Genomic DNA, 23096 nt, shown 5'->3' on the forward strand with positions numbered 1-23096 from the left:
TGTCCGGTTCGGCAGAGGCGCCCGCGCGCGCAAACGGTTAAACTGCCACCGATTTTTCCCAGTTTCCGGAGCCCTCCATGTCGCGCGTCACCCTCAGCCGCTACCTGATCGAACAGACCCGCAGTCACAACACCCCGGCCGACCTGCGTTTCCTCATCGAGGTGGTCGCGCGCGCGTGCAAGGAAATCAGCCATGCCGTGTCCAAGGGCGCCCTCGGTGGTGTGCTCGGTAGCATGGGCACCGAGAACGTCCAGGGCGAGGTGCAGAAGAAGCTCGACGTGATCTCCAACGAGATCCTGCTGGAGGCCAACGAGTGGGGCGGCCACCTGGCCGGCATGGCCTCCGAAGAGATGGACAACGCCTACCAGATCCCCGGCAAGTACCCGAAGGGCGCCTACCTGCTGGTCTTTGACCCGCTGGACGGCTCTAGCAACATCGACGTCAACGTTTCGGTCGGCACCATCTTCTCCGTGCTGCGTTGCCCGGACCAGTACCTGAGCCAGAACGATACTCTGGACGAGAAGGCCTTCCTCCAGCCAGGCACCCAGCAGGTCTGCGCCGGCTACGCCATCTATGGCCCGCAGACCATGCTGATGCTGACCCTCGGCGACGGCGTGATGGGCTTCACTCTGGACCGCGAGATGGGCAGCTTCGTGCTCACCCACGACATTATCCGCGTGCCGGAGAGCACCGCCGAGTTCGCCATCAACATGTCCAACCAGCGTCACTGGGAAGCCCCGGTGCAGGGCTATGTCTCCGAGCTGCTGGCCGGCAAGGAAGGCCCGCTGGGCAAGAACTACAACATGCGCTGGATCGCCTCCATGGTGGCCGACGTGCACCGCATCCTCACCCGTGGTGGCCTGTTCATGTACCCGCGCGATGCCCGCGAGCCGGAGAAGCCGGGCAAGCTGCGCCTGATGTACGAGGCCAACCCGATGTCGATGCTCATCGAGCAGGCCGGCGGTGCCGCCACCAACGGCACCCAGCGCATTCTCGACATCCAGCCGGAGTCCCTGCACCAGCGCGTGGCGGTCTTCCTCGGCTCGAAGGAAGAAGTCGAGCGCGTCACCGGCTACCACAAGGCCTGAGCCTTGAACCCCTGGCAGCGGCTGCTGGACTGGTGGTTCGGCGACATCGAAGCCGCCGCCAGTGCCGTGGCTGCCAACCGCCAGAGGCTGTGGTTCGGCTACCTCGCCGAACAGGACGACGAGGCGCGCCGCCTGTTCGGCGAGCTCTGCGCCGCCGCCCTCGCTGGCGACCTGCAGGACTGGACCGAACAGCCGCAAGGCTGGCTGGCGCTGATCCTGCTGCTGGACCAGCTGCCGCGCATGATCCATCGCGGTGCCCCGCAAGCCTTCTCCGGCGATGTCCGCGCGCAGGCGCTGGTGCGCCAGGGCCTGGAGTCAGGGCTGGATAGCCGGCTGCCGGCGATCTGCCGGGTATTTCCCTATCTGGTGCTGGAGCACGCCGAAGACCTCGCTCAGCAGGACGAGGCGGTCGCGCGTTTCGCCGCATTGCGCGAGCAGATTGCTGCCGAGCAGCGCGCGCCGTTCGATGGCTATCTGGATTACGCCGAGCGCCATCGCCAGGTGATTCGCCGCTTCGGCCGTTTCCCGCATCGCAACGCAAGCCTCGGCCGCTCTTCCACCGCCGAGGAGCTGGTGTTTCTCGCGCAACCGGGTTCGCGTTTCTAGCAGGCGCCACCGAGGCCTGCGAACTGTGCGCGAGTTCGAGGGTCGGAGAGGCGCAATCGGGCGCGTCCTGTGCCAAGCTCTCTCGCAGTTTTCCTTCCTCTGGAGTTCCCCATGTCGCTGCGCAACCTCGCCATCCTAACCGCCTGTGTCCTGCTCACCGCCTGCAGCAAGATCAACCAGGACAACTATTCCAAGCTCAAGGCCGGCATGCCCAAGACCGAGGTGGAGAGCCTGCTCGGCAGCCCCACCGAATGTTCCGGCGCCATCGGCCTGACCAGCTGCACCTGGGGCGACGAGAAGACCTTCATCAGCGTCCAGTTCGCCGGCGACAAGGTGATGATGTTCTCCGGTCAGGGCCTCAAGTAACCCCTGATCGAGATAACTCGCTCCTTCGGCCCGGCTCGCGGTCGAAGCGCACAGGCCCGAATGAGACACCGCCATGCGCCCCATCCTGCTTTCCCTGCTGCTGCTCACCCTGATCGGCTGCGCCGGTTCCGGCGAACAGGACGATCCGCCGCAGACCGCCGGCCAGGTCGACCTGCAGCGCTACCAAGGCACCTGGTACGAGCTGGCCCGCCTGCCGATGTTCTTCCAGCGCCACTGCGTCGCCTCCGAGGCCCATTACCGCCTGCAGGACGACGGTCGCGTGGCGGTGACCAACCGTTGCCGTACCGAAGATGGCGAGTGGCAGGAGGCGAAAGGTCAGGCCGAGCTGCAGCAGGAGGGGCACACCGACAAGCTGTGGGTGCGTTTCGACAACTGGTTCAGCAAGCTCTTCCCCGGCCTGAGCAAGGGCGACTACTGGGTGCTCTATCTCGAGGATGATTACAGCGTCGCGCTGGTCGGCCATCCGAATCGCGAGTACCTGTGGCTGCTGTCGCGCACGCCGCAAGTCAGCAACGAAGTCCGCGAGCGCCTGCTGGCCGAGGCGCGCGCCCGCGGCTACGACACTGGCGAGCTGATCTGGCGCGCCGACTAGCGCTTCTTGCTGCGCAGCTTCACCGTGACCAGGGTATTGCCGCTACCGTGCTCGAACAGGCACTGTGCGGGCGTCGGTTTGCCTTTGAACAGCGACGGATTGGTCGAAAATCCCACCGGCTCCCGCGGTATCCCTCGTGGGCTGAGGGCCAGCGTGCCATCACCGTCCAGGTCCTGGAACAACTGCACGGCGTAGCGTCCCGGAGGAAGTTCGCGCAGGCGCAGTTCGCCGTCCTCGCTCTGGATCTGGCGCAGGATGGAGCCGTTCCAATCGGGCTGATCGGCGGAGAGCAGGGCCAGGTGCACGGGCGCATTGGCCTGTTTGCCCTCGACCCTGACCAGAATGTCGCCGGCGACCGTCTGTGAACTGACGAACAGCAGCGCCAGCAGGCATGGCCAGGTTACGGTTTGAAGAAATCGCTGTGGCATAATCCGGCCATTCTGCAGGGAATAGGCAAGGGATGCGTCAGGTTTTAGTGGTCCATTTTTCACAAACCGGTCAGTTGGGGCGTCTGACCCAGTCGGTATGCGCTCCGCTGGAGAAAGCCGATGGTGTGCAGGTCGACCATCTGGCACTGCAGCCGGCCCAGCCTTTTCCCTTCCCCTGGCCGTTCCTCGGTTTCTTCCGCATCTTCCCCGAAACCGTGCTGATGCGCCCGCTGCCGCTGTTGCCGCTGCAGGTGGATGCCGACAAGCGCTACGACCTTGTGATTCTGGCTTACCAGGTCTGGTTCCTCTCGCCGTCGCTGCCGCTGACCAGTTTCCTCGCCTCGCCCGAAGCGGCCCGCCTGCTCAAGGACACCCCGGTGGTGACCCTGATCGGCTGCCGCAACATGTGGCTGATGGCCCAGGAGAAGGTCAAGTCCAAGCTGGCCGAGCTGGGCGCGCGCCTGGTCGACAACATCGCCTTGACCGATGCCTGCGGCACCGCCGCCAGCTTCCTGGCTACCCCGCTGTGGATGTTCACCGGCCGGCAGAAGCCCTATTCCTGGGTGCCGCGCGCCGGCATCGAAGAGGGTGAGATCGTCGCCGCCAGCCGCTTCGGCGAGGCCATGGCGCAGCGCCTGACCCGCGACACGCAACCCATTACCGAGCCCATGCTCAAGGGCCTCGGCGCCGTGCGCATCGACGAGAAGCTGATCGGCAGCGAGAAGGTCGGCAACCGCAGCTTCCAGTTGTGGAGCCGCCTGCTCTCCGCCCTCGGCCCGCAGCAAAGCCGGCGCCGTGGCGCCGGCCTGGTGGTCTACATCGTCTTCCTGCTGTGCCTGATCGTTACCGTGGTGCCGCTCGGCGCCCTGCTCAAGAAATTGCTGGCTCCGCTGTCCAGGGAACGGACGTTGCGTGAAAAGGCCTACTTCGCCGGCCCGTCCGGCGAGTGAAGTGACCCGAGGAATTCAACGTGGCCAATCCCGTCTTCATCAACCGCATCAGCGCCTACCTGCCGTTCGACCCGGTCGACAACGAGCAGATGGAGGAACGCCTCGGCCTGGTCGGCGGCCAGCCGTCGCGGGCGCGGCGCCTGGTGCTCAAACGTAACGGCATCCAGAGCCGCCACTACGTGATCGACCCCGCCAGCGGCCTGGCGGCCATGAGCAACGCGCAGATCAGCGCCGCGGCTATCCGCAACCTGCAGGCCCCGGGCTTCGATCTGAATGAGCTGGATTGCCTGGTGGCCAGCACCTCGTCGCCGGACCAGACCATGCCCGGCCACGCGGTGATGGTGCACGGCGAGCTGGGCAGCCCGCCCGGCGAGGTGGTGACCACCGCTGGCATCTGCCTGTGCGGCATGACGGCACTGAAGTACGCCTACCTCAGCGTCGCCAGCGGCGAGAGCCGCAACGCCGTGGCCTGCGGGTCGGAGGTGGCTTCCGCGCTGATGCAGGCGCACAACTTCGACGCCGAGTACGAGCGCCGCGCCGCCGAGTTGGAGACCCATCCGGAGATCGCCTTTGAGAAGGACTTCCTGCGCTGGATGCTCTCCGACGGCGCCGGTGCCGTGTGGCTGCAGGGCCAGCCCAACGCCCGCGGCCTGAGCCTGCGCATCGACTGGATCGACATCCTCTCCTTTGCCGACCAGATGCCGCCGTGCATGTATGCCGGGGCGGAGATGACGGACGGCGGCCTGGCCGGCTGGAGTCGCTTCGACGCCGACGAGCGCAACCATCGCTCGGTGATGGCGATCAAGCAGGACGTCAAGCTGCTCAACGACAACATCGTCAAGTACACCGTGGTCGAGGCGCTCAAGCGCATCCTGCACAAGCGCGATCTGCGCGTGGCCGATATCGACCACTTCCTGCCGCACTACTCCTCCGAGTTCTTCCGCGAGCCGCTGGCGGTGGGGCTGGCCGAGGCCGATCTGCCGATTCCCCAGGAGCGCTGGTTTACCAACCTGACCAGCAAGGGCAACACCGGCGCTGCCTCTATCTTCATCATCCTCGAGGAACTGTTCAACGGCGGACGCCTGCGCAGCGGCGAGCGCCTGCTCTGCTACGTGCCCGAAAGCGGGCGTTTCTCCAGCGCGTTCATGCATCTGACGGTGGTTGGCGATGAAGCTTGACGAGGTTCCCCAGGATCACAGCTCCACCTACGGCGGCCACAGCAAGCTGGTCTACGCCGTGGATGCCGAGGGCCACTACCAGCGCGCGCAGAGCGACGGCTGGGACACCGAGGCCTACGCCACCCAGCTGGCCGTGGCCGAGCTGGAAGCCCAGGAGGCCGAGGCCGAGGCGGCCTGGCAGCGCGGAGAGCTGTCGCCGCTGAAGTGCCTGATGTACCGCTACCGCCTGGACGAGCCGGCGCTGGCGCAGATCACCGGGCTGTTCCAGTGGCGCATCCGCCGGCACTTTCGCCCGGCCATCTACCGGCGCCTGAGCGCGTCTATCCTCGCCCGTTACGCCGAAGCCTTCGGCCTGCCGGTGGAACAACTGATCGGCTACCAGAAGGCCCCGGCATGAGCAGCTTCGAACCGCATTTCCAGCACCGCCAGAGCGCCCACTGCGAGAGCGGGGTGATGGCCAGCCTGCTGACCCACGCCGGCCTGCCAATGAGCGAGCCGATGGCCTTCGGCCTGGCCTCGGGCCTGGCCTTCGCCTACCTGCCGATCGTCAAGCTCAGCGGTATGCCGCTGATTGCCTATCGCATGCCGCCGAAGCACCTGATCAAGACCCTGAGCAAGCGCCTCGGCGCGCGCCTCAACAGCCGCACCTTCGGCAACCCCGAGCAGGGCCGCCGCGAGCTGGATGCGCTGCTCGACCAGGGTCGCCTGGCCGGCCTGCAGAGCTCGGTGTTCTGGCTGCCGTACTTCCCGCCGGAGATGCGCTTCCACTTCAACGCGCACAACCTGCTGGCCTACGGCCGCGACGGCGACGAGTACCTGATCAGCGACCCGGTGTTCGAGGAGCCGGTGCGCTGCGCCAGCGCCGACCTGCAGAAGGCGCGCTTTGCCAAGGGCGCGCTGGCGGCCAAGGGCCTGATGTACTGGCTGGATGATGTACCGCAGGAGCAGGACTGGGAAAAACTGATCCGCCAGGCCGTGCTCGGCACCACGCGCATCCTCGACGGCATGCCGCTGCCGTGGATCGGCATCCGTGGCATCCAGCACCTGGCCAAGCAGGTCGAGCAGCTCGATCCGGCGCAGACCAAGTACAACCGCCTGTACCTGACCCACATCGTGCGCATGCAGGAAGAGATCGGCACCGGTGGCGCCGGCTTCCGCTTCATGTACGCCAGCTTCCTGCAGGAGGCCGGCGAGAAGATCGGCGCGGCCGGCCTGGGCGAGGCCTCGGCACGCCTGACCGCCATCGGCGACGACTGGCGCCAGTTCGCCTCGGCCTGCGTGCGCGCCAGCCGCAGCAAGGGCGAGGCGCCGGACTTCCGTCCCATTGCCGAGATGCTGCGCGGCATCGCCGGCCAGGAGCGGGAGCTGATGAGGGAGCTCGGCGCCTGGAGCAAGCGCAAGGGCTGACTCAGGCCTGATTGCGTAGGTGGATCGCGCGTTACCGATCCACCATGAGGGGTTGATGGTGGATGAGCAGAGCGTCATCCACCCTACAGGTCGAGTCGCTCCACCTTGATGCTTGCCGTCAGTGCCGCAAAGTCTGCTGCTGGCGCGTTCGCTTCTCTGCGCTCTAGCAGCGCCGCCTGCACGCGGAAATCGCCCAGATCCTCGACCACCACCAGCAGCGCCTGGCTGACTAGGCCATCGGCCAGGTCCAGCACGGCCAGTCGCTGCAGCTGCGGCCACACCCGTGGCCCCGCGCCGACGAACAGGTTCGGGCCTTCCAGCCCCAGCTGCTGGGCGACGTGGAAGCCGGCGGCATTGCTCACACTGTTGACGAACTCGAAGGGCTTGGGCTGGCGCTGTTGCACGCACACGGCGTCGAGCAGCGCGCCCATGGTCGGCCGCGCCGGATGACGCGAGGCTAGGTACAGGCCGCAGTCGCTGCGCACATGCTCCTTGAGCAGGGCGGCGCCGAGCAGGGCCTGGAAGATCAGGCGGTCGATGCGTCGCGGCGGGCTGCTCAGGTACTGGCTGAGCGCGGCCTTCAGCGCCTTGTCGTCGAGGGCGGCGCTGCCTTGGACCTCGCTGGCGGCGACAACTTTCATTGCACGATCCCCTGCAGCACCAGGCTGGCATTGTTGCCGCCGAAGCCGAAGAAGTTGGTCAGCAACAGGGCGTCGGGCGCAATTGCCGTCGGCTCGCTGGGCAGTGGCAGCAGCGCCTCGCCGGCATAGTCCAGCGCCGGCAACGCGCCCTGACGCAGCGCGGCGAGCAGCAAAAGGGTCTCGCTCAGGCCGCAGGCTCCCAGGGTGTGGCCGAGCCAGGGCTTGAGCACGGCCAGCGGCGGCATCGTCTCGGGGTAGAGCAGGCGCATGCCGGCGCTCTCGGCCAGGTCGTTGGCGCCGGTGGCGGTGCCATGCAGCTTGGCCAGGCCGATCTGCCCGGCGCTGACGCCGGCCGTATCCAGCGCGCGCCGCATCACCCAGTCGATATGGCTGCCGTCCTCGCGGGTGGTGGTCAGGCTGCTGGTATCGCAGGCGCTGAAGCCGCCGAGCAGCCTGGCCAGTGGCGCCGGGCCTGGCTCGAGGCCGAGCAGGGTGGCGCAGTAGCACTCGCCGAGCACCAGGCCGTCGCGCTCGGGATTGAAGGGCTGGTAGGCGCCGCTGGGGCTGGTGAGGTCGAGGGCGCCGAAGCCCTGCTGGGCGATGGCGCTGGGTGTCTCGAACGCCAGCACCAGTGCTTGTTTGTAGTCACCGCTGGCGAGCAGCCGTGCGCCATACAACAGGCCATTGGCGGCGCTGGTGCAGGCGGTGTTGAGGGTGAAGGCCTCGGCGAAGCCGTGGCGCTGGCGCAGACGTTCGGCCATCAGGTCCAGCGGCGTGGAGTGTTCGAAGCGAAAGCCGCCGTCGGCGGCCACTTGGGCTTCCAGTTCGGTGATATCCAGCGCGGTGCTGGCGACGATCAGCAGGCAATCGCTTGCCGCTGCGTCGCCCAGGGTTTCGCCCAGCAGGCGATCCAGGCGCGCGTCCAGCGTCTCGTCATTGGCGACAGCGAAGTAGGGCCTTGGCTGCTGCAGTTCGTGCAGCTGGAAGGGCGTCGGCTGGGGGCGGCGATCGGCCAGCAGGTTGCGCGCCGCATCGTTCAGGTCGGCGCCCAGAGAGCTGTGCAGGGCGCCGCGCTGCAGGTAGACCGGGGTCACTTCGACTGCCGGATAAAGGCGGCGATATCGGCGATGCTGGCGAGGATCTTGCGGCCGTCCTTGGCGCCCTCGATGCGCACGCCGTAGTGCTGCTGCAGAGCCAGCGACACCTGCAGGGCGTCCAGGCTGTCCATCTGCACGCGGCTCTTGGCGCCGAACAGCGGTTCATCGTCGGCGATGCTCTGCCAGTCGATGTCGTCTTCCTTGTCGCACTCACGAATCAGCAGTTGCTTGAGTTGTTGTTCTAGTCGTTCGTCCATTGCGTTTGCTGCACTCGTCTGCGGAACAGAAGCCAGCCACCGCCGCCCAGCAGGGCAGCCATCAGCAGCAGGCGGAAACAGTAGGGGGCGATGTCGGCGAGCGAGCCGTGGCCCACCAGCAGGGTAAGGAAGGCGTCCAGCGCCCAGCTCATCGGCGAGACTTCCGCCAGCCGGCCCATGGCCGCCGGCATCACGCTCTTCGGCACCATGATGCCGCCCAGTGCGGCGAGGATGATATTGATCCCGCCGCCGAGCAACAACGCCTGCTCGGCGCTGCGCGCCAGCGCGGCCAGCAGCAGGCCGAGGCCGCAGGTGGCGAGACTCAGGCTGATGGCGAGCAGGGCGTAGGCCGCCGGACTGCCGGGCAGGCTCAGGCCCTGCAGGCCGAGCAGCGGCAGGCCATGCACGCCGATGGCCAGCAGCAGGGCGAACTGCACCAGGTTGATGGCGAGGTAGGGCAGCAGCTTGCTGAGGGCCAGGGTCGCCAGGCTGAGGTCGAGGGCACGGAAACGCAGGAGGGCGCCGCTCTGCTGCTCGCGCTGGAAGCCGCCGGCCATCGGCAGGGCGACGAAGAACATGCCGAAGATCAGCCAGGCCGGCACGCTCAGCTGGCTGGCGTTGGCCCGGCCGCTGAGGTCGCCGCTGGCCAGCAGTTCATGCTCCTCGACCTTGCTCTGGGTGCGTTGCTGCACCAGGGCCAGGCGCTCGGCCAGCGGCAGGCTGGCATCCAGGTCGCCGCTGTCTTCGAGGAAGGCGAGCAGGCGGGTCTGCGCCAGGGCGATGCGCACGGCGCCGCGCAGGTGCTGGCGCGACAGCTTGTCCAGCTGCGGCGGGAAACTCAGGGCCAGGCCCTGGCGTTCGTCGTCCAGCAGAGTCTCGCTGAAGTTGGCGCGCAGGCTGATCCTGGCGCTGCGCGCATCTCCCTGCTGCAGCAGTTCACTGCCCGGCAGCTGGGCCTGCAGGGCGGCGCGGAATGCCTGCTCGTAACTGCCGTTCGGGTCGGCTTCCAGCACCAGTCGCAGGGCCGGTGGCTTGTCCTGCAGGTAGTTGGACATGGCGCCGGCCATCAGCACCAGGAACAGGGTGGGCATGATGAACAGCACGGCCAGCGCGTGCGGGTCGCGCAGCATCAGCAGGAATTCCTTGCGCACCAGAGCCCGCAGTCTCATAGACGGCCTCCGTTGAGGCGCAGGTAGAGCTGCTCCAGCGAGGGTCGACCGAAGCGCAGCAGATGCGGCAGCTCGGGGCGCTCGGCGAGGAAGCGGGTGATCTCCAGCAGCTGCGGGCCATCCAGCGCGGCGATGCGCAGACCGCCCGGCAGTGCTTCGGCGTCCAGATGCAGTTTCGTCAGCAGCTCACGCAAGCCAGCCGGTTCTTCGTCTTGCCACTCCAGCAGCAGGCCGTGGCTGTCGCCGAGCAACTGGCGGCTGTCCAGGTCCAGGCGCACGCGGCCTTCGTGGAGCAGGACGATGCGCTGGGCCACGCGCTCGATTTCGTCGAGGTAGTGGCTGGTGTAGATCACCCCGTGGCCTTCGCCGGTCAGGCGCTCGACGGCGCCCAGCAGCAGCTGGCGGCTGGCGGCGTCGACGCCCACCGTGGCCTCGTCGAACAGGTACAGGCGTGCCGGTTGCAGCAGGCCGATGGCGAAGTTCAGGCGCCGCTGTTCGCCGCCGGACAGGCGCGCGGCACGGCGCTGCAGTTTGTCTTTCAGATTGGTGCTGGTGATGCACAGTTCCAGGCGGCGGGCGCGCTCGGCGCCGTGCAGGCGATAGAGGTCGGCGAACAGCTCGAGGTTCTCGCGCACCTTGAGTTCGGCGTAGAAGGCCAGTTGCTGCGGTACCAGGCCGAGGCTGCGCTCGCCATCCCAGCGGATCTCGCCCTGCTGCAGCGGCAATACGCCAGCCAGCAGGGAGAGCAGGGTGGTCTTGCCGGCGCCGTTGCTGCCGAGCAGGCCCAGGCACTGGCCGGGCTGCAGCTGCAGGTCGATGCCCTGCAGGGCCGGGGTGTCGGCGCCGGGATAGCGGTGGACGATGTTGTTCAGTTCAAGCACGGACCAGTACCAGCAGGAGCTTGCCATCCAGCAGCAGGCGCTGCTCGGTTTGGATGCTGAAGGCATAGAGCGCGCCGGCCGGGCTCAGCGCCTCCTGGGTGGCGGTGACATGCAGGGGGCCTTCGCGGTGCTGTGGCTCATGGTGCAGCTGCAACTGCGACAGCTTGCCGACCAGGGCCATGTCGATGGCGTTATCCTCGCCATATAGGGCACCATGCGCGGCGCACAGCTGGGCGGCGGCCTCGAACAGCAGGCAAGGCGAGGGGTCGTCACCGAAGGCCTGCAGATGATGCCAGGCGGACAGTCCCTCGATGCGGCTGGCGTCGTGGCCGAGCAGGGCATCCAGCCACAGGGCTTGGCCCTGGTGCGGCAGCAGGCTGTGCAGTTGGGTGCGGTCCATTGCGTACGTCGGAACTGAAGAGGCCGGCAGTGTAACAGAGGCCTGGATGGGGCTGGCGAAACGGCAAAAGGAGGAGAGACGGATGGTGTGGCTGCAGGTGGCGGGGTTTGTGCTGGGTTCACTGGTGTTGCTGGGCATCTCCTGGCGCGCGCTGAAGAACACCCGTTCCCACGGCTTCTACCGTTTCCTCGCCTGGGAGGCGATGCTTGGTCTGCTGGTGCTCAATGCGCCCGTGTGGTTCGAGGACCGCTATGCCCTGCACCAGCGCGTTTCCTGGGTACTGCTGTTCGCCTCGCTGAGTGTGCTGTTCTGCGGCATCTACCAGCTACGCCGTGATGGCAAACCCAGCGAGCAGCGCCAGGACGACGAGCTGTACGCCTTCGAGCGCACCTCGCAACTGGTCACCGGCGGCATCTACCGCTTCATCCGCCACCCGCTGTTCTGCTCCTTGTTGCTGCTAACCTGGGGCATCGCCTGGAAGGACCTGCACGCCCTGACGCTGATCCTGGCCGCGGTGGCCAGCGTGCTGCTGTACCTGGCGGCGCGCCGTGACGAGGCGGAGTGCCTGGTCTACTTCGGCGAGGACTACCGTGCGTACATGGGGCGCAGCCGGATGTTTATTCCCTACCTGTTCTGAGCGCGCGTGGACCGGGCGGCGCTCAGTCCGCCGCAGTGCACGTTCATTCCCAGTCCAGCCGCGCCAGCTTCCACTCACCGTCCTCAAGCCACCACTCCAACTTGACGCTGTAGTGCCGGGCGCTGTCCGGGATCAGCCCCTCGGCGCCGGTCATGGCCACCTCGGCGCGGGTGTGACCCTTTTCGCTGTAGGTCGGATCGACTTCGCTACTGGTGCCGATGGCGATCACCTGCACCTGCTTGTGGCGCAGGAACAGCATGGCCATGGTGCGCTGCGCCCAAGTACGGTCGTATTGCTGCTGCGCGCTGAACTGCGGGTGCAGCTGCTCCATGACATCGCCGGTGTTTTTGGCTTCCAGATTGTCCTGCAACTGCTGAACGGCAGCCTCCAGGGCGGCCTGCGGATCGCTTGGCGTGCAGCCGGCGAGCAGGGCGCAGATCAGCAGAAAAGCAGGGATTAGTTGCGCTCGAGTCATGTTCAAGGTCCTTTTCATGGTTATGATGCCCGGCACGGCTGACCGTCGGCAGACGGTCCAAGGACCTTACGCACAGACTCGGGAGTGCGCCATGCAGACTTTGTATCCGGAGATCAAACCCTACGCCCGCCATGAGCTGGCGGTGGAGGAGCCGCACGTTCTCTATGTGGACGAGAGTGGCACTCCGGACGGCCTGCCGGTGGTGTTCGTCCACGGTGGCCCGGGCGCCGGCTGCGACGCCGCCAGCCGCCGCTACTTCGATCCCAACCTGTACCGCATCGTCACCTTCGACCAGCGTGGCTGTGGTCGCTCCACCCCGCATGCCAGCCTCGAGGGCAACGATACCTGGAGTCTGGTGGCGGACATGGAGCGCATCCGCGAGCACCTGGGCATCGACAAGTGGGTGCTGTTCGGCGGCTCCTGGGGTTCGACCCTTTCGCTGGCCTATGCCCAGACCCATCCCGATCGCGTACATGCGCTGATCCTGCGCGGCATCTTCCTGTGCCGCCCCCAGGAGTTCGACTGGTTCTACCAGGAAGGCGCCAGCCGCCTGTTCCCCGACTACTGGGAAGACTACTTGGCGCCGATCCCGGCCGAGGAGCGCGGCGACCTGATGCAGGCCTTCTACAAGCGCCTTACCGGCCCGGACCAGATCGCCCAAATGCACGCGGCCAAGGCCTGGTCTTGCTGGGAAGGGCGTACTGCCACCCTGCGTCCCAACCCGCAGGTGGTCGACCGCTTCACCGAGCCGCACCGTGCCCTATCGATTGCGCGCATCGAGTGCCATTACTTCGTCAACAAGGCCTTCCTCGAGGAAGACCAGTTGCTGCGCGACATGCCGAAGATTGCCCACCTGCCGGGTGTGATCGTGCATGGCCGCTATGACGTGATCTGCCCGCTGGACAACGCCTGGGCGTTGCACCAGGCCTGGCCGAACAGCGAGCTGCAGATCATCCGCGATGCCGGCCACGCCGCTGCCGAACCGGGCATCGCCGATGCGCTGGTGCGCGCCGCCGACCAGATGGCCCGGCGCCTGCTCGACCTGCCTCTGGAAGACGCGTGAAGCTATTGATCCAGCGGGTGCGTGGTGCCCGCGTCGAAGTCGAGGGCGAGATCGTCGGCGCCATCGACCAGGGCCTGCTGGCGCTGGTCGGCATCGAGCCGCAGGACAATCCCGCCAGCATCGCCAAGGGCCTGCAGCGCATGCTGGCCTATCGGGTGTTCAGCGATGCCGAGGGCAAGATGAACCTGTCGCTCAAGGACGTGAACGGCGGCCTGCTGCTGGTCTCGCAGTTCACCCTGGCCGCCGACACCAGGGGCGGCCTGCGCCCGAGCTTTTCCACTGCCGCGCCGCCAGCCCAGGGCCTGGCCATGTTCGAGCAACTGGTGGCGCTGGCCCGCGAGCAGCACCCGCAGGTGGCCACCGGCCGTTTCGGCGCCGACATGCAGGTGCATCTGGTCAATGACGGGCCGGTGACCTTCCTCCTCGAAGTCTGAGTTCAGACCGCTACCGCCATAGGCCGTTGCCGTGGCAGCAGGCCGCCGGCATACAGGGTCCACAGGATGATCAGTGGCTGGAATGGCAGGCGCAGCCAGTAATACCACTGTGCCTGGGGTAGCCCTTCGACCGTCAGCCCGTTGAGGGCGTTGTGCACATTGGCCGGAAACACACAGACGAAGTACAGCGCCAGCAAGGCGGCTGCCAGCCTGCGTGTACTCGGGAAGAGCAGGCCGAGGGCTCCGGCGATCTCGCAGGCACCGGTAAAGAGCACGAGCGGCAGATGCCAGGGCAGGTAGCCGGGCATCATCGGCAGGTAGCGCTCCGGAGTCAGCCAGTGGTCGGTGCCGGCGAACAGCAGTGCCAGCGCCAGGGCCAGGCGCATGCGTGCCGGCCAGTCGGCCAGTGCGGGAGCGCCCAGGCGCGACGCTCCCCAGGCGGCGACGCAGAGCACAAGCAAGAGGATGACGAAGAACATGACTGACCTCCTTCAGGGATCGGGCTATGATGTTGCTTGTGTCAACATAGGGCGAGGTGTTGTCAGTGTCAACTTCTGAAGAAGGGCGTTCCTACCATCATGGTGATCTGCGCGCGGCGCTGCTGCGTGCGGCGCTAGAGTTGCTGGCGGAACGCGGTGAGGCGGGCATCAGCCTGCGTGAAGTGGCGCGCCGCGCCGAGGTCTCCCATAACGCGCCTTATCGCCATTTCGCCGACCGCGAGGCGCTGCTGGCGGCCCTGGCGGAGCAGGGTTTCAGCGAGCTGCTTGTGCGTATGCAGGATGCCGCGGGCGGGCTGGCAGCGGCGCAGCGCCTGGCGGCTCTGGGCCGTTGCTACGTGGCCTACGCTCTGGAGCAGCGCGGCCTGTTCCGTCTTATGTTCGCCAGTGCCTTGGAGCGTGGCCGGTACCCGCAGTTGCAGGAGTCGGCAGCCCGCCTGCACGGGCAACTGGAGCTGGCGGTGGCGGCCCTGAAAGTGCCAGACACCGCCATTGCCAGCCTGTCGGCCTGGAGCCTGGTGCACGGGTTGTCGCAGTTGCTGCTGGATGGTCAGGTGCCCGGCGGCGAAAACCCTGAGGCGCTGATCGAGCAGGTCACCCGCACATTTGCCGAGGGGCTGGGCGGTCGCGGCTAGCGATCAACTGGTTGCAGCTGATTGTCCGCCAGCCAGTCCAGCGCCAGTTCACGCAGGCGTGCCTGCTCATAGTGCTGCCATGTCTCGCGCACGTCCGGGAACTGCTTCAGGGCATTGAGAAAGGCACGCTGCTGGCGGCGCTCGGCCAGGGCTGCAGTGAGCGCGGCGTAAGCGTCAGGGTCGACCACCTCGCAGAGAAAATCCGCCATCAGGGCCAAGCGCTCGTCGGCGCTCAGCGGCTCCAGCGCCAGCAGGCGCTCGGGTTCTTCTTCCAGAAGCTGCTCGATCTGCGGATCTTCGCCTGCAGGCGGGATATCCAGCAGCCGCCCGCTGAGCAGGTCGAGGCGCAGGTCCGCCTGGTCGTCGACCAGCGCGGCAGCCAGGCGGTCGATATCGATGGTCAGCGGGCGCATATCGGACTCCCCGGGCGAGGCGTGGAGTGCCAGGCTATGCCGGTGCGGCGTTCAGAACAAGCGTGCCAGCAGCGCCGTGACCGCCGTTTCCACGCGCAGGATACGCTCGCTCAGCTGCACTGGCGCCAGGCCGGCTTCCTGCAGCTTCTCCACCTCGTAGGGAATCCAGCCACCCTCCGGGCCGATGGCCAGGGTTACCGCCTCGCTCACCGCCCGTGGGCAGACGGGGTAGTCGCCGGGATGGCCGACCAGTCCCAGGGTGCCGGCGGCGATGGCCGGCAGGCGGTCCTCGACGAAGGGCTTGAAGCGCTTTTCGATGGTCACCTCGGGCAGTACGGTATCGCGCGCCTGTTCCAGGCCGAGGATAAGTTGCTCGCGGATGGCCTCGGGTTCGAGGAAGGGCGTCTGCCAGAAGCTCTTTTCCACCCGGTAGCTGTTGAGCAGCACCACGCGCGGCACGCCCATGGCGGCCGCGGTCTGCAGCACGCGCTTGAGCATCTTCGGGCGTGGCAGGGCCAGCAGCAGGGTCAGCGGCAGCTTGGCTGGCGGTGGCTGGTCCAGCTCCACCTGCAGCTCGGCGTGCTGCTCATCGAGTGCCAGCAGGGTGCCGCGGCCCATCAGGCCGCCGAGGCGGCCGACGCGCAGCTGGTCGCCGGCCTCGGCGCGGTGAACCTCGTGCAGGTGCTTGAGGCGCCGGCCTTCGAGCACGGCGCGATCGGCCGCGACGAAATCGGCGTCTTCCAGTAGCAGCAGGTTCATTGCAGCGGTGCAGGCGGCTGGTCGTCGGACTCGACTTCCTCGTGCTCGCTACGCTTGCGCACCAGGCCGCCGAAGAACAGGCCGACCTCGAACAGCAGCCACATGGGCACGGCCAGCAGGGTCTGCGAGAAGATGTCCGGCGGGGTGAGGATCATGCCGACCACGAAGCAGCCGACGATCACATAGGGGCGGCTCTTGCGCAGGGTGTCGATGTCGACGATGCCGACCCACAGCACCAGAAACGTAGCGACCGGAATCTCGAAGGCCACGCCGAAGGCGAAGAACAGGGTGAGGACGAAGTCCAGGTACTCGTTGATGTCCGTCATCATCGCCACCCCGTCCGGGGTCACGCTGGCGAAGAAGTGGAACATCAGCGGGAACACCAGGAAGTAGGCGAAGGCCATGCCGCCATAGAACAAGAAGATGCTGGAGACCAGCAGCGGCATGGCGATGCGCTTCTCGTGCTTGTACAGCCCCGGCGCGATGAAGCCCCACACCTGGTGCAGGATGATCGGCACGGCTAGGAACAGCGAGCACCAGGCGGTCAGCTTGAACGGAGTGAGGAAGGGTGAGGCGACGCCGGTGGCGATCATCGTCGCGCCCTCCGGCAGGTAGGCGCGCAGCGGCGCCGAGACGAAGGTGTAGATGTCCTGGGCGAAGTAGAACAGCCCGGCGAATACGATGAAGATGGCGATCACGCAGCGCAGCAGGCGCGAGCGCAGCTCGGTGAGGTGCGCCACCAGGGGCATCTCGCTGTTCTGTTCGGTCATGGCTGGCGCGGCGGCTCCGGATTGGCTGAGGAAGGGGCCGGGGGAGTGGCGGGTGCGCTGGTCGTCGGGGTGACGGGTACCTCAGGCTCGAGCTGCGGCGCCTGCGCGGGGGCGACAGGCGGTGCCGGTGGCTGGATCGACTGCTTGAGCTCGCGCTCCATCTGCAGGATCTGCTCGTTGTGCAGCTGCCGACGAATCTCATCGGCGCCCATCTCGCGCTCCACTTCCGCCTTGATCGCGCCGAAGCTGCGCTTCAGCCTACCTATCCACAGGCCGGCGGTGCGCGCCGCGCCGGGCAGGCGCTCGGGGCCGAAGACGATGAGCGCTACCAGCCCGACCAGCAGCAGCTCGGAGAAGCCGATATCGAACACGCGTCAGTCCTTACGGGCCGGCTCTTCGACCTTCTGCGCCTGGGCGTCGATGGTCTGCGGCTTGTGCAGCTGCTCGCTCGCCGCGGGAGTTGGAGCTGGTTCGGCGGGCTTGTCTTCTTCGGTGTTCATCGCCTTGCGGAAGCCCTTGATGGTCTCGCCCAGGTCGGAGCCGAGGTTCTTCAGGCGCTTGGTGCCGAACACCAGCACCACCACGATCAGAATGACTACCCAGTGTTTCCAGTCAAAAATGCCCATGCATCAGTCCTCGAAAAATGATCAGTCGGAAGTAGTGGGGCGCGCCGCTTTCTCGTCGTGCCCGGAAAGACCGAAACGCCTGTCCAGCTCGTCCAGCACGGCCTGCGGGTGCTGGCCGAGGGCGGCGAGCATGACCAGGCTGTGGAACCAGAGGTCCGCGGTTTCGTAGATCAGGTCGCTGCAATCGCCGTTGATGGCCGCGTCCTTGGCCGCAAGAATGGTCTCGACCGACTCTTCGCCGACCTTCTCCAGAATCTTGTTCAGGCCCTTGTGATACAGGCTGGCCACGTAAGAGCTGTCCGGCGCCGCGCCTTTGCGCGCCTCCAGCACTTCGGCCAGGCGGGTAAGGGTGTCACTCATGCTTGTGTCCCTGGTAAATGGCATGCGGGTCTTTCAGTACCGGATCGACGCTGTGCCACGCACCATCTTCCCAGACCCGGTAAAAGCAACTTTCACGCCCGGTGTGGCAGGCGATGCCGCCGATCTGCTCGACCAGCAGGATGATCACGTCGGCGTCGCAATCCAGCCGCAGCTCATGCAGCTTCTGTACATGGCCGGAGTCTTCGCCCTTGCGCCACAGCTTGCCACGCGAACGTGACCAGTAGATGGCGCGCTGTTCGGCGGCGGTGAGGGTCAGGGCCTCGCGGTTCATCCAGGCCATCATCAGCACGCGGCCGGTCTTGTGATCCTGGGCGATGGCCGGGACCAGGCCATCCTCGTTCCAGCGAATTTCGTCGAGCCAGTCGGTCATTTCTCAATCCGCCCGATTCCGGGCACTTCGGTGGCGCGGCGTCGCGCCGGTTGCGCACCCTGTTGGTGCTTGAAACAGTCAGTGTGCCAGCCGGGCGCGATACTGGCTATCGGCGCAGGATCAGCGCCAGCCCGGCTGCGAGGCTTAGCCAGGCGGCCCAGGCCGTCGGCACCAGAGCCAGGCCCTGGCTGACGCCACCGGCTACCAGGGCCGCGCCGAGCAGGCGCAGCGGCCACTGGTCGCGTTGCTCGCGCCACGGCGGTGGCGGGTCGCTGGCGTGTGGCTGGCTCATGCGTTCGAGCAGGTCGCGGGCCATGTTGGCGAAGTGCGGCACCTGCTCTGCCTGGCTCTGCAGGTTGTGCAGCAGGTTGCGCGGGCTGACGCGCTCGCGCATCCAGCGTTCGAGGAACGGCTGGGCGGTACTCCACAGGTCCAGGTCCGGATACAGCTGGCGGCCAAGGCCCTCGATGTTGAGCAGGGTCTTCTGCAGCAGCACCAGTTGCGGCTGCACTTCCATGTTGAAGCGGCGGGCGGTCTGGAACAGGCGCAGCAGCAGCTGGCCGAAGGAGATGTCCTTCAGCGGCTTCTCGAAGATCGGCTCGCACACGGTGCGGATGGCCGCCTCGAAGTCGTTGACCCGGGTTTCCGCCGGCACCCAGCCGGAGTCGATGTGCAGCTGCGCGACCTTGCGGTAGTCGCGCTTGAAGAAGGCGATCAGGTTGCGCGCCAGGTAGTCCTGGTCCTCGGGGGTTAGGCTGCCGACGATGCCGCAGTCGATGGCGATGTATTGCGGGCTCCACGGCGTGCGGGTGGCGACGAAGATGTTGCCGGGGTGCATGTCGGCGTGGAAGAAGCTGTCGCGGAACACCTGGGTGAAGAAGATCTCCACGCCGCGCTCGGCCAGCAGTTTCATGTTGGTGCGCTGGTCGGCAAGGGTCGCCAGGTCGGTCACCGGCACGCCGTAGATGCGTTCCATCACCAGCACCTTGGGCCTGCACCAGTCCCAGTGCACCTGCGGCACGTAGAGCAGCGGCGAGTCCTGGAAGTTGCGCCGCAGCTGGCTGGCGTTGGCCGCCTCGCGCAGCAGATCGAGCTCGTCGTAGATGGTCTTCTCGTAGTCGCTAACCACCTCCATCGGGCGCAGGCGTCGGGCGTCGGCCGAGGCCTTCTCGGCGATGCGCGCGGCGAGGAACAGCCAGGCCAGGTCCGAGCGAATGATCGGCCGCAGGTTGGGGCGGATCACCTTGACCACCACTTCCTCGCCGCTCTTCAGCTGCGCGGCATGCACCTGGGCGATGGACGCGGAGGCCAGCGGGGCCACGTCGAAGCGGGCGAACACCTCGCCAACCTTGGCGCCGAGCTGCTGCTCGATGCGCTCCACGGCGTGCTCCGGGTCGAACGGCGGCACCTGGTCCTGCAGGCGTGCCAGTTCCTCGGCCACGTCCGGTGGCAGCAGATCGCGGCGGGTGGACAGCAGCTGGCCGAACTTGATGAAGATCGGACCGAGGTCTTCCAGCGCCAGGCGCAGGGCCTCGCCGCGGCTCAGTTCGAGCTGGCGTCGCGGCAGCCAGCGCCAGGGCAGGGCGAAGCGCAGGGCGCGCATCCAGGTGGGCAGCGGCAGGTTGAGTAGCAGGTCGTCCAGGCGGTAGCGGATGACCACGCGCAGGATGCGCAGCAGGCGGCGGGTGGCGAGCAGCTTCATGCGTCGGGTTTCATTCTTCTGGCGAGGCGCTCGAGGCGGGCGTCGAGGCGGTCGAGGGCGAGCTTGAGGTCGTCCAGTTCGGTAAAGCGGGCCTGGGCTTCGCGCTCGCCGACCAGGCTGCGCGATTCCTCGGCCAGGTAGTCGGCGAGGGTCTGGCGCAGGCTGTCGAGGCTGTCGCCGGCCCAGTTCACCCGGCTGCGCAGGTGGCTGGCGAGCAATGTGCTGCCGATCGGGCCGAGCCAGCGCGACAGCTCGTATTCCCAGTCCAGCTCCAAGTCCTGGAGGATGCCGGCCAGTTCCAGCAACACGGCGCTGTCGCCACTCAGGCTGACTTCCGGGCGGTGCAGGATGGCGGTCTTGTCCTTGGCCAGTGCCAGGCGCAGCAGGCTGCTGGCCGGGGCGCTAAGGATGCAGTCGGCATTGCCCCACTGGCTGGCCAGTTGTAGGCCGTCCTCGCCGGGCAGGATGAACAGTTTGAGTGCCGGACTCTGGCAGTCGACTTCGATCACTGCGCCTTCCAGTCGGGCCAGGCGCGGCAGCGCGGTGCTGTCCATCTGCAGCACGCGGTTGAGGCCGAGCTCGACGCCGGCCAGCAGACCGGTGAGCAGCATCAGGGTTTGATACCGCGGTGCAGGGCGACAATGCCGCCGGTCATGTTGTGGTAGGTGACGCGTTCGAAGCCGGCCTCGACCATCATGGCCTTGAGGGTTTCCTGATCCGGGTGCATGCGGATCGATTCGGCCAGGTAGCGGTAGCTGTCGGAGTCGTTGGTGATCAGCTTGCCGGCCAGCGGCATGAAGCTGAACGAGTAGGTGTCGTAGACCTTGGCCAGCAGCGGGTTGCCGGGCTTGGAGAACTCCAGCACCAGCAGGCGGCCACCGGGCTTGAGCACGCGCAGCATCGAGCGCAGGGCGTCTTCCTTGTGGGTGACATTGCGCAGGCCGAAGGCGATGGTGACCACGTCGAAATGGTTGTCCGGGAACGGCAGCTTCTCGGCATCGGCCTGGACGAACACCACGTTGCCGGCCACGCCCTTGTCGAGCAGACGATCACGACCGACCTTGAGCATCGAGTCATTGATATCGGCGAGGACGACTTCACCGGTCGGTCCGACCAGGCTGGAGAACTTGCGGGTGAGGTCGCCGGTGCCGCCGGCGATATCCAGCACGCGATTGCCCGGGCGCACGCCCGACAGCTCGATGGTGAAGCGCTTCCACAAGCGGTGCAGGCCGCCGGAGAGCACGTCGTTCATCAGGTCGTACTTGGCCGCCACCGAGTGGAAGACTTCCGCCACCTTTTCCGCCTTCTGGCTTTCCGGCACATCCTGGAAGCCGAAGTGGGTGGTCTGTTCCTGCTCTGGGGCCTTGCGCGGGTCGTTCATGTCGCCGTCACCTGAATCGAAGTGGCGGCCATTCTAAACCCGCAGCCGGCCTTTGTCTTGGCGCCGGGCGGAGCTGATATAGTCGCGTGACACAAGGTCGCAGCAGGAGTCGCACATGTCCCGCATCACCGTCGAACGCACCCATTCCCTTGGCCTGGCCGTTGCCCGCGAGAAGGCCGAGGCGCTGGCCCAGCGCCTGGCCAGCGAGTACGACGTGAAGTACCGCTGGAGCGGCGACACCCTGGAGTTCAAGCGCAGCGGCGCCGACGGCACCATCGCGGTGGGCGATTCCAGCGTACGCGTGGAGCTCAAGCTCGGTCTGCTGCTGTCCGCGCTGGGCGGCACCATCAAGCGCGAGATCGAGGAGACCCTCGACAAGCATCTGCAGGCCTGACGTCCCCTAGTATGTGATTTCTAATTTTCTTCACTACCTTGCGCTCAAGTCCTGGTACAGGACGACCAGTCCATCACTTTGAGCGAGAGGTGCACCATGGCCACTAAAGTTGCCGCGAAGAAGAAAGTCGCAGTCGAGAAAGTCGAAGACAAACTCACCGTTCTGACCGACGTCAAAGCCTATGCCCGCAAGGTCTGGCTGGCTGGTCTGGGTGCCTACGCCAAGGCCGGTGCCGAAGGCGCCGACTACTTCAAGGAACTGGTCAAGGCCGGCGAAGGCGTCGAGAAGCAGGGCAAGAAACTGGTGAACGAGCAGGTCGATGCTGCTAACAGCCAGATCGAGTCCCAGCTCAAGAGCGTCAAGAGCAGCGTCTCCGAAGTCAAAGGCAAGGTCGAAGTGCAATTCGACAAGATCGAAAAGGCCTTCGACAATCGTGTAGCCAGCGCTCTGAACCGTCTGGGTATTCCCTCCAAGCAGGATGTTGAGGCACTCTCTGCTAAGCTGGACGAGTTGAATGCTTTGCTTGAGCGAGTGGCGCGTACCCAATAAGGAGAGCAGGATGGCTGTTAAGAAACCTACCGCTGCAAAACCGGCGGCTAAACCGGCAGTGAAAAAACCGGCTGCCAAGAAGGAAAGCAACTCCTGGATCGGCGAGATCGAGAAGTACTCGCGCCAGATCTGGCTGGCCGGCCTCGGCGCCTATTCCAAGATCAGCAACGACGGCAACAAGCTGTTCGATGGCCTGGTCAAGGACGGCGAGAAGGCCGAGAAGAAAGCCAAGACCGAAGTCGACAAGCAACTGGGTGTGGTCAAGTCCAGCGTCGGCAGCACCGTCGGTTCGGCCAAGTCGAAAGTCGACGAAGTCAAAGGCAAGGCCATCGGCAAGTGGAGCGAGCTGGAAGAGGCTTTCGACAAGCGTCTTAACAGCGCCATCTCCCGTCTGGGCGTACCGAGCCGCAACGAAGTGAAGTCGCTGCAGACCAAGGTCGACAGCCTGACCAAGCAGATCGAGAAGCTCACCGGTGTATCGGTGAAGTCGGTCAAGCCGGTCGCCAAGGCCGCTGCCAAGCCGGCAGCCAAACCTGCTGCTAAGCCAGCTGCCAAGGCCGCCGCTAAACCGGTCGCCAAGCCCGCTGCCAAAGCTGCCGCCAAGCCCGCTGCGAAGCCTGCAGCCAAGGCTGCTGCCAAACCAGCCGCCAAGCCTGCGGCGAAACCGGCTGCAGCCAAGCCCGCTGCAAAACCGGCCGCCAAGCCGGCTGCCGCGAAGAAGCCAGTGGTGAAGAAAGCCGCTGCGCCGAAGCCTGCCGCCAAACCGGTTGCTGCCAAGCCTGCCGCTCCGGCGCCGGCTCCGGCTGCTACCCCGGCTCCGGCCGCGGCACCGGCAACGCCCGCAACTCCGTCCTGATTCCCTCAGGATGTACAAACGCCCGGCCTAGTGCCGGGCGTTTGCATTTCAGGGGCCGGGAAAACGCTGTGAG

General features: G+C 66.3%; 34 protein-coding genes. 15 read left to right on the forward strand and 19 right to left on the reverse strand.

The features are described from left to right. The first annotated feature begins 77 nt into the window (after window positions 1-77). The 4 genes from IB232_RS14165 (at window position 78) to IB232_RS14180 (ending at window position 2673) form a co-directional block, all read left to right on the forward strand. Entirely contained in the window at window positions 78-1088 is a 1011-nt protein-coding gene (locus IB232_RS14165) for a class 1 fructose-bisphosphatase (RefSeq protein ID WP_192399263.1), read from the forward strand. Window positions 1089-1091: 3 nt separating this feature from the next. After that, a complete protein-coding gene (locus IB232_RS14170) occupies window positions 1092-1694 on the forward strand; it encodes a DUF924 family protein (protein WP_192399264.1) in 603 nt (200 codons plus the stop codon). Between the two features lie 111 nt (window positions 1695-1805). Continuing rightward, window positions 1806-2060: a hypothetical protein gene (locus tag IB232_RS14175; protein ID WP_192399265.1), complete on the forward strand. Its 255-nt coding sequence runs from the start codon at window positions 1806-1808 to the stop codon at window positions 2058-2060. A gap of 73 nt (window positions 2061-2133) precedes the next feature. Continuing rightward, on the forward strand, window positions 2134-2673 hold the full coding sequence (locus IB232_RS14180; RefSeq protein ID WP_192399266.1) for a lipocalin family protein: 540 nt from the start codon (window positions 2134-2136) through the stop codon (window positions 2671-2673). Here IB232_RS14180 and IB232_RS14185 read toward each other — a convergent pair. Then, complete coding sequence (locus IB232_RS14185; protein ID WP_192399267.1) at window positions 2670-3101, reverse strand: DUF2141 domain-containing protein; 432 nt, start codon at window positions 3099-3101, stop codon at window positions 2670-2672. The genes IB232_RS14180 and IB232_RS14185 overlap by 4 nt on opposite strands. A 32-nt stretch (window positions 3102-3133) precedes the next feature. On the opposite strand from IB232_RS14185, the gene IB232_RS14190 reads away from it, so the two are divergent. The 4 genes from IB232_RS14190 to IB232_RS14205 are packed head-to-tail and all read left to right on the forward strand — an operon-like array spanning window position 3134 to window position 6636. Then, the gene (locus IB232_RS14190; RefSeq protein ID WP_192399268.1) at window positions 3134-4051 is read left to right on the forward strand and encodes a dialkylrecorsinol condensing enzyme; all 918 of its coding nucleotides are present in this window, start codon (window positions 3134-3136) and stop codon (window positions 4049-4051) included. Between the two features lie 20 nt (window positions 4052-4071). Next, window positions 4072-5229, forward strand: a complete 1158-nt coding sequence (locus IB232_RS14195) for a beta-ketoacyl-ACP synthase III (RefSeq protein ID WP_192399269.1) — start codon at window positions 4072-4074, stop codon at window positions 5227-5229. Next, window positions 5219-5626 (forward strand): hypothetical protein, encoded by a 408-nt coding sequence (locus IB232_RS14200; protein ID WP_043311094.1) that lies wholly within the window; start codon window positions 5219-5221, stop codon window positions 5624-5626. The genes IB232_RS14195 and IB232_RS14200 overlap by 11 nt, the downstream gene beginning before the upstream one ends. Next, on the forward strand, window positions 5623-6636 hold the full coding sequence (locus IB232_RS14205; RefSeq protein WP_192399270.1) for a BtrH N-terminal domain-containing protein: 1014 nt from the start codon (window positions 5623-5625) through the stop codon (window positions 6634-6636). The genes IB232_RS14200 and IB232_RS14205 overlap by 4 nt, the downstream gene beginning before the upstream one ends. A gap of 83 nt (window positions 6637-6719) precedes the next feature. Here the strand turns inward: IB232_RS14205 and IB232_RS14210 are convergent, their stop codons facing one another. Genes IB232_RS14210 through IB232_RS14235 form a run of 6 tightly spaced genes read right to left on the reverse strand, consistent with a single transcriptional unit; the run spans window position 6720 to window position 11081 of the window. After that, window positions 6720-7277 (reverse strand): hypothetical protein, encoded by a 558-nt coding sequence (locus IB232_RS14210; protein ID WP_192399271.1) that lies wholly within the window; start codon window positions 7275-7277, stop codon window positions 6720-6722. Beyond that, window positions 7274-8371 (reverse strand): beta-ketoacyl synthase N-terminal-like domain-containing protein, encoded by a 1098-nt coding sequence (locus IB232_RS14215; RefSeq protein WP_192399272.1) that lies wholly within the window; start codon window positions 8369-8371, stop codon window positions 7274-7276. The genes IB232_RS14210 and IB232_RS14215 overlap by 4 nt, the downstream gene beginning before the upstream one ends. Continuing rightward, on the reverse strand, window positions 8368-8631 hold the full coding sequence (locus tag IB232_RS14220) for an acyl carrier protein (protein WP_192312395.1): 264 nt from the start codon (window positions 8629-8631) through the stop codon (window positions 8368-8370). Before IB232_RS14220 ends, IB232_RS14215 begins: the two co-directional genes overlap by 4 nt. Then, entirely contained in the window at window positions 8616-9800 is a 1185-nt protein-coding gene (locus IB232_RS14225; protein WP_192399273.1) for an ABC transporter permease, read from the reverse strand. Before IB232_RS14225 ends, IB232_RS14220 begins: the two co-directional genes overlap by 16 nt. Continuing rightward, window positions 9797-10681, reverse strand: a complete 885-nt coding sequence (locus IB232_RS14230; RefSeq protein WP_192399274.1) for an ABC transporter ATP-binding protein — start codon at window positions 10679-10681, stop codon at window positions 9797-9799. Before IB232_RS14230 ends, IB232_RS14225 begins: the two co-directional genes overlap by 4 nt. Then, a complete protein-coding gene (locus IB232_RS14235; RefSeq protein ID WP_192399275.1) occupies window positions 10674-11081 on the reverse strand; it encodes a beta-hydroxyacyl-ACP dehydratase in 408 nt (135 codons plus the stop codon). Before IB232_RS14235 ends, IB232_RS14230 begins: the two co-directional genes overlap by 8 nt. Before the next feature lie 82 nt (window positions 11082-11163). On the opposite strand from IB232_RS14235, the gene IB232_RS14240 reads away from it, so the two are divergent. Beyond that, complete coding sequence (locus IB232_RS14240; protein WP_192399276.1) at window positions 11164-11718, forward strand: methyltransferase family protein; 555 nt, start codon at window positions 11164-11166, stop codon at window positions 11716-11718. Window positions 11719-11761: 43 nt separating this feature from the next. Here IB232_RS14240 and IB232_RS14245 read toward each other — a convergent pair whose 3' ends face one another. Beyond that, complete coding sequence (locus IB232_RS14245) at window positions 11762-12193, reverse strand: hypothetical protein (protein WP_192399277.1); 432 nt, start codon at window positions 12191-12193, stop codon at window positions 11762-11764. 91 nt (window positions 12194-12284) lie between these two features. On the opposite strand from IB232_RS14245, the gene pip reads away from it, so the two are divergent. Together pip and dtd are read left to right on the forward strand one after the other, a co-directional pair. Next, window positions 12285-13256: a prolyl aminopeptidase gene (pip, locus tag IB232_RS14250; RefSeq protein WP_192399278.1), complete on the forward strand. Its 972-nt coding sequence runs from the start codon at window positions 12285-12287 to the stop codon at window positions 13254-13256. Continuing rightward, window positions 13253-13690 (forward strand): D-aminoacyl-tRNA deacylase, encoded by a 438-nt coding sequence (gene dtd / locus IB232_RS14255; protein WP_192399279.1) that lies wholly within the window; start codon window positions 13253-13255, stop codon window positions 13688-13690. Before pip ends, dtd begins: the two co-directional genes overlap by 4 nt. Window positions 13691-13692: 2 nt before the next feature. Here dtd and IB232_RS14260 read toward each other — a convergent pair whose 3' ends face one another. Further along, a complete protein-coding gene (locus tag IB232_RS14260) occupies window positions 13693-14169 on the reverse strand; it encodes a DoxX family protein (protein WP_225592295.1) in 477 nt (158 codons plus the stop codon). Between the two features lie 65 nt (window positions 14170-14234). Between IB232_RS14260 and IB232_RS14265 the strand changes: the two genes are divergently transcribed. After that, the gene (locus IB232_RS14265) at window positions 14235-14822 is read left to right on the forward strand and encodes a TetR/AcrR family transcriptional regulator (RefSeq protein WP_192399280.1); all 588 of its coding nucleotides are present in this window, start codon (window positions 14235-14237) and stop codon (window positions 14820-14822) included. Here IB232_RS14265 and IB232_RS14270 read toward each other — a convergent pair. The 10 genes from IB232_RS14270 to ubiE form a co-directional block, all read right to left on the reverse strand. Next, window positions 14819-15235, reverse strand: coding sequence for a UPF0158 family protein (locus tag IB232_RS14270; RefSeq protein WP_192399281.1), 417 nt, complete (start codon window positions 15233-15235; stop codon window positions 14819-14821). The genes IB232_RS14265 and IB232_RS14270 overlap by 4 nt on opposite strands. A gap of 51 nt (window positions 15236-15286) precedes the next feature. Continuing rightward, window positions 15287-15994, reverse strand: coding sequence for a 16S rRNA (uracil(1498)-N(3))-methyltransferase (locus IB232_RS14275; RefSeq protein WP_192399282.1), 708 nt, complete (start codon window positions 15992-15994; stop codon window positions 15287-15289). Continuing rightward, window positions 15991-16764, reverse strand: a complete 774-nt coding sequence (tatC, locus tag IB232_RS14280; protein ID WP_192399283.1) for a twin-arginine translocase subunit TatC — start codon at window positions 16762-16764, stop codon at window positions 15991-15993. The genes IB232_RS14275 and tatC overlap by 4 nt, the downstream gene beginning before the upstream one ends. Beyond that, the gene (gene tatB, locus IB232_RS14285; RefSeq protein ID WP_192399284.1) at window positions 16761-17135 is read right to left on the reverse strand and encodes a Sec-independent protein translocase protein TatB; all 375 of its coding nucleotides are present in this window, start codon (window positions 17133-17135) and stop codon (window positions 16761-16763) included. Before tatB ends, tatC begins: the two co-directional genes overlap by 4 nt. Before the next feature lie 3 nt (window positions 17136-17138). Then, window positions 17139-17390 (reverse strand): twin-arginine translocase TatA/TatE family subunit, encoded by a 252-nt coding sequence (locus IB232_RS14290; protein ID WP_192399285.1) that lies wholly within the window; start codon window positions 17388-17390, stop codon window positions 17139-17141. A gap of 21 nt (window positions 17391-17411) precedes the next feature. Next, the gene (locus tag IB232_RS14295) at window positions 17412-17750 is read right to left on the reverse strand and encodes a phosphoribosyl-ATP diphosphatase (protein WP_137973497.1); all 339 of its coding nucleotides are present in this window, start codon (window positions 17748-17750) and stop codon (window positions 17412-17414) included. Next, window positions 17743-18141, reverse strand: a complete 399-nt coding sequence (hisI, locus tag IB232_RS14300) for a phosphoribosyl-AMP cyclohydrolase (protein WP_137973496.1) — start codon at window positions 18139-18141, stop codon at window positions 17743-17745. Before hisI ends, IB232_RS14295 begins: the two co-directional genes overlap by 8 nt. 106 nt (window positions 18142-18247) lie before the next feature. Then, window positions 18248-19843, reverse strand: a complete 1596-nt coding sequence (gene ubiB / locus IB232_RS14305; RefSeq protein WP_192399286.1) for a ubiquinone biosynthesis regulatory protein kinase UbiB — start codon at window positions 19841-19843, stop codon at window positions 18248-18250. After that, window positions 19840-20454 (reverse strand): SCP2 domain-containing protein, encoded by a 615-nt coding sequence (locus IB232_RS14310; RefSeq protein WP_192399287.1) that lies wholly within the window; start codon window positions 20452-20454, stop codon window positions 19840-19842. Before IB232_RS14310 ends, ubiB begins: the two co-directional genes overlap by 4 nt. Beyond that, window positions 20454-21224 (reverse strand): bifunctional demethylmenaquinone methyltransferase/2-methoxy-6-polyprenyl-1,4-benzoquinol methylase UbiE, encoded by a 771-nt coding sequence (gene ubiE / locus IB232_RS14315; RefSeq protein WP_192399288.1) that lies wholly within the window; start codon window positions 21222-21224, stop codon window positions 20454-20456. Before ubiE ends, IB232_RS14310 begins: the two co-directional genes overlap by 1 nt. Before the next feature lie 115 nt (window positions 21225-21339). On the opposite strand from ubiE, the gene IB232_RS14320 reads away from it, so the two are divergent. The 3 genes from IB232_RS14320 (at window position 21340) to IB232_RS14330 (ending at window position 23023) form a co-directional block, all read left to right on the forward strand. Beyond that, entirely contained in the window at window positions 21340-21618 is a 279-nt protein-coding gene (locus IB232_RS14320; protein WP_192399289.1) for a polyhydroxyalkanoic acid system family protein, read from the forward strand. Window positions 21619-21714: 96 nt separating this feature from the next. Continuing rightward, on the forward strand, window positions 21715-22167 hold the full coding sequence (locus IB232_RS14325; protein WP_192399290.1) for a phasin family protein: 453 nt from the start codon (window positions 21715-21717) through the stop codon (window positions 22165-22167). Window positions 22168-22177: 10 nt separating this feature from the next. Further along, window positions 22178-23023 (forward strand): phasin family protein, encoded by an 846-nt coding sequence (locus IB232_RS14330; RefSeq protein WP_192399291.1) that lies wholly within the window; start codon window positions 22178-22180, stop codon window positions 23021-23023. Window positions 23024-23096: the final 73 nt, after the last annotated feature.

Source organism: Pseudomonas sp. PDM15, assembly GCF_014851565.1.
GTDB lineage: Bacteria > Pseudomonadota > Gammaproteobacteria > Pseudomonadales > Pseudomonadaceae > Aquipseudomonas.

Excerpts from the sequence above, each read along its gene's own strand:
- IB232_RS14210 (WP_192399271.1), bottom strand. The coding sequence starts at position 7,277 with ATGAAAGTTGTCGCCGCCAGCGAGGTCCAAGGCAGCGCCGCCCTCGAC.
- IB232_RS14240 (WP_192399276.1), top strand. The coding sequence starts at position 11,164 with ATGGTGTGGCTGCAGGTGGCGGGGTTTGTGCTGGGTTCACTGGTGTTG.
- tatC (WP_192399283.1), bottom strand. The coding sequence starts at position 16,764 with ATGACCGAACAGAACAGCGAGATGCCCCTGGTGGCGCACCTCACCGAG.
- ubiE (WP_192399288.1), bottom strand. The coding sequence starts at position 21,224 with ATGAACGACCCGCGCAAGGCCCCAGAGCAGGAACAGACCACCCACTTC.
- IB232_RS14330 (WP_192399291.1), top strand. The coding sequence starts at position 22,178 with ATGGCTGTTAAGAAACCTACCGCTGCAAAACCGGCGGCTAAACCGGCA.
- IB232_RS14320 (WP_192399289.1), top strand. The coding sequence starts at position 21,340 with ATGTCCCGCATCACCGTCGAACGCACCCATTCCCTTGGCCTGGCCGTT.
- IB232_RS14275 (WP_192399282.1), bottom strand. The coding sequence starts at position 15,994 with ATGAACCTGCTGCTACTGGAAGACGCCGATTTCGTCGCGGCCGATCGC.
- IB232_RS14225 (WP_192399273.1), bottom strand. The coding sequence starts at position 9,800 with ATGAGACTGCGGGCTCTGGTGCGCAAGGAATTCCTGCTGATGCTGCGC.
- ubiB (WP_192399286.1), bottom strand. The coding sequence starts at position 19,843 with ATGAAGCTGCTCGCCACCCGCCGCCTGCTGCGCATCCTGCGCGTGGTC.
- IB232_RS14290 (WP_192399285.1), bottom strand. The coding sequence starts at position 17,390 with ATGGGCATTTTTGACTGGAAACACTGGGTAGTCATTCTGATCGTGGTG.
- IB232_RS14165 (WP_192399263.1), top strand. The coding sequence starts at position 78 with ATGTCGCGCGTCACCCTCAGCCGCTACCTGATCGAACAGACCCGCAGT.
- IB232_RS14235 (WP_192399275.1), bottom strand. The coding sequence starts at position 11,081 with ATGGACCGCACCCAACTGCACAGCCTGCTGCCGCACCAGGGCCAAGCC.
- IB232_RS14185 (WP_192399267.1), bottom strand. The coding sequence starts at position 3,101 with ATGCCACAGCGATTTCTTCAAACCGTAACCTGGCCATGCCTGCTGGCG.
- IB232_RS14180 (WP_192399266.1), top strand. The coding sequence starts at position 2,134 with ATGCGCCCCATCCTGCTTTCCCTGCTGCTGCTCACCCTGATCGGCTGC.
- pip (WP_192399278.1), top strand. The coding sequence starts at position 12,285 with ATGCAGACTTTGTATCCGGAGATCAAACCCTACGCCCGCCATGAGCTG.
- IB232_RS14325 (WP_192399290.1), top strand. The coding sequence starts at position 21,715 with ATGGCCACTAAAGTTGCCGCGAAGAAGAAAGTCGCAGTCGAGAAAGTC.
- IB232_RS14295 (WP_137973497.1), bottom strand. The coding sequence starts at position 17,750 with ATGAGTGACACCCTTACCCGCCTGGCCGAAGTGCTGGAGGCGCGCAAA.
- IB232_RS14245 (WP_192399277.1), bottom strand. The coding sequence starts at position 12,193 with ATGACTCGAGCGCAACTAATCCCTGCTTTTCTGCTGATCTGCGCCCTG.
- IB232_RS14175 (WP_192399265.1), top strand. The coding sequence starts at position 1,806 with ATGTCGCTGCGCAACCTCGCCATCCTAACCGCCTGTGTCCTGCTCACC.
- IB232_RS14205 (WP_192399270.1), top strand. The coding sequence starts at position 5,623 with ATGAGCAGCTTCGAACCGCATTTCCAGCACCGCCAGAGCGCCCACTGC.
- IB232_RS14270 (WP_192399281.1), bottom strand. The coding sequence starts at position 15,235 with ATGCGCCCGCTGACCATCGATATCGACCGCCTGGCTGCCGCGCTGGTC.
- IB232_RS14190 (WP_192399268.1), top strand. The coding sequence starts at position 3,134 with ATGCGTCAGGTTTTAGTGGTCCATTTTTCACAAACCGGTCAGTTGGGG.
- IB232_RS14200 (WP_043311094.1), top strand. The coding sequence starts at position 5,219 with ATGAAGCTTGACGAGGTTCCCCAGGATCACAGCTCCACCTACGGCGGC.
- IB232_RS14220 (WP_192312395.1), bottom strand. The coding sequence starts at position 8,631 with ATGGACGAACGACTAGAACAACAACTCAAGCAACTGCTGATTCGTGAG.
- IB232_RS14310 (WP_192399287.1), bottom strand. The coding sequence starts at position 20,454 with ATGCTGCTCACCGGTCTGCTGGCCGGCGTCGAGCTCGGCCTCAACCGC.
- IB232_RS14260 (WP_225592295.1), bottom strand. The coding sequence starts at position 14,169 with ATGTTCTTCGTCATCCTCTTGCTTGTGCTCTGCGTCGCCGCCTGGGGA.
- hisI (WP_137973496.1), bottom strand. The coding sequence starts at position 18,141 with ATGACCGACTGGCTCGACGAAATTCGCTGGAACGAGGATGGCCTGGTC.